Source organism: Mesorhizobium sp. M1409, from assembly GCF_040317535.1.
In the GTDB taxonomy this organism is placed as follows: Bacteria; Pseudomonadota; Alphaproteobacteria; order Rhizobiales; family Rhizobiaceae; genus Mesorhizobium.
This window is the reverse complement of sequence record NZ_JAMYKV010000138.1, coordinates 1-1,808: the sequence shown is the minus strand read 5'-3', so window position 1 is coordinate 1,808 and position 1,808 is coordinate 1. Positions and strand designations below refer to the sequence as shown.

General features: G+C 67.4%; 1 protein-coding gene. It reads right to left on the bottom strand.

What is annotated here, in order from left to right; genetic code table 11:
- Window positions 1-1,808: condensation domain-containing protein (locus NKG99_RS35685; protein ID WP_352874154.1), on the bottom strand; the 1,808-nt coding region annotated here is incomplete at both ends.

The following is a 1,808-nucleotide window of genomic DNA, read 5'->3' as shown; positions in this document are numbered from 1 at the left end:
GGGCGCGCCGCACCTGCTGCTCGAACAGTTCATGGATGCACCGGTCCGACGGATAAGGCGCCGCCGTCCGGTTCAGCTCCTCCAGTAGATACGTGCGTTCGTCGGCCGGTAGGATGTCCAGCTCGCGCACCGGCCGATCGGGGGCCCTCTCCAGCGCCTCCGCCAGCTGCTCGAGCGCCCGCTGCATGTAGCTGCAGACCCGATCTGCAGAGATTGGCTCCGCCACCTGTGCCGTTAGGCCGAGCGCCTCGCCAAAATCCTCCACCGACAGGGTCAGTGGATAGTTGGTGCGTTCCTCCCCGCCCAGCCATTCCAAGCCCGACAGGACATCATCCGTTCCAGGACCAGCCATGGCCGCCGGCGTGTTGTGACGGTAGTTCAACAGCGCGCTGAACAGCGGCGCCGGCGCCGCAACGCCGCTGCAGCGTTGCGCCAGCACCAGCGAGGCATGCTCGTGCGCCAGCAGCCCGGAAAGCCGGCGATGCGTGCTGCGCACGCTTTCCTCGACGCCGGTCCCGTCGAGGTCGAGGCGCACAGGCAGGGTATTGATGAACAGGCCCATGGTGCGGTCGGCGCCTGCACCCGCATGCATGCGGCCGAACAGCACCGTGCCGAACACCACCTGCTCCCGGCCGCTGCTGCGCGACAGCACCTGCCCCCAGGCCAGGTGGCACAGGCTTGCCAGGCTCACACCCAACCGCCGCGCCTGACTGCGCAGCCGCGCGTTGAGCGCCTGCGGCAGTATCCAATGCACCGCGCCGGATCTGCTGCCGTCGCCGTAGACGTCGCGCAGCGCGAACGGCAGCGTCGGCTCGTCGATGTCGGCCAGTTGCTGCCGGAAGAACTGCTCATGCGCGTTGGCATCAACACCCAGGCGCGCGTGCGCCACCAGACTGCGGAACGGCTGCGGTGCCGGCAACTCATGCTCCCGCCCCGCCAGCACTGCCCGTACCTCGGCATACATGACTTCCAGCGTCGTGTGATCCCCGATCAAATGGTGCTGCAGCTGCTGCAGCAGCCAGCGGCGGCTGCCGGGCTCGCGCGCGATCACGAAACGCAACAACGGCGCCCGGCCAAGATCGACGCGTTCCCGGCGCGGATCAAACCGGCGCCGGAGCTCATCGGCGCCGGAACCATCACAGGCATCCAGCTCGACCTGGCTCACCTCGAGGGGTGCTTTGCGCCACACAACCTGGGCGGGGCTGGATAGCCCTTGCCAGACGAATGCGGTGCGCAGGATGTCGTGGCGATCGACTACCTGCTGGACCGCGCCGAGATAGCGGTCCAACAGCTCGCGATCGGCAAATGCCATCTGCGACACCAGCAGGTAGGCATCGCCCCGGCTGACCAGCAGATGATGGAACAGGATGCCGTCCTGCAGCGGCGACAGGGCATAGATATCCTGGACATTGCCAACGCCGCCGGGCACCGTTTCTACGATCCGGTCGATCTCCGGCTGGGCCAGCTCAATGAGCGGCAGCATCTGCGGCGTAATCGCCGTACTCTGTTCGGTGATCAGGTTGGGAGGCACCGTCACTTCGTGATTGCTGCCAAGGCCTTCGGCAAGATCGGCCAGCACCGGCCTGGCGAACAGGGTGCGCACCTCCACCCCGAGCGACAGCCGCCGCAGCCGCTCCAAGAGCTGCACCGCCAAGAGCGAATGGCCGCCGAGCTCGAAGAAGTTGTCGTGGCGTCCGACCCGCTCGACCCTGAGAAGCTCCGCCCAGATCTGTGCCAGCGTCGTCTCGATCTCGCCCTGCGGCGCCTCATAGGCCGCCCGCGCATAGGCGTCGTCGTCGGGAGCCGGC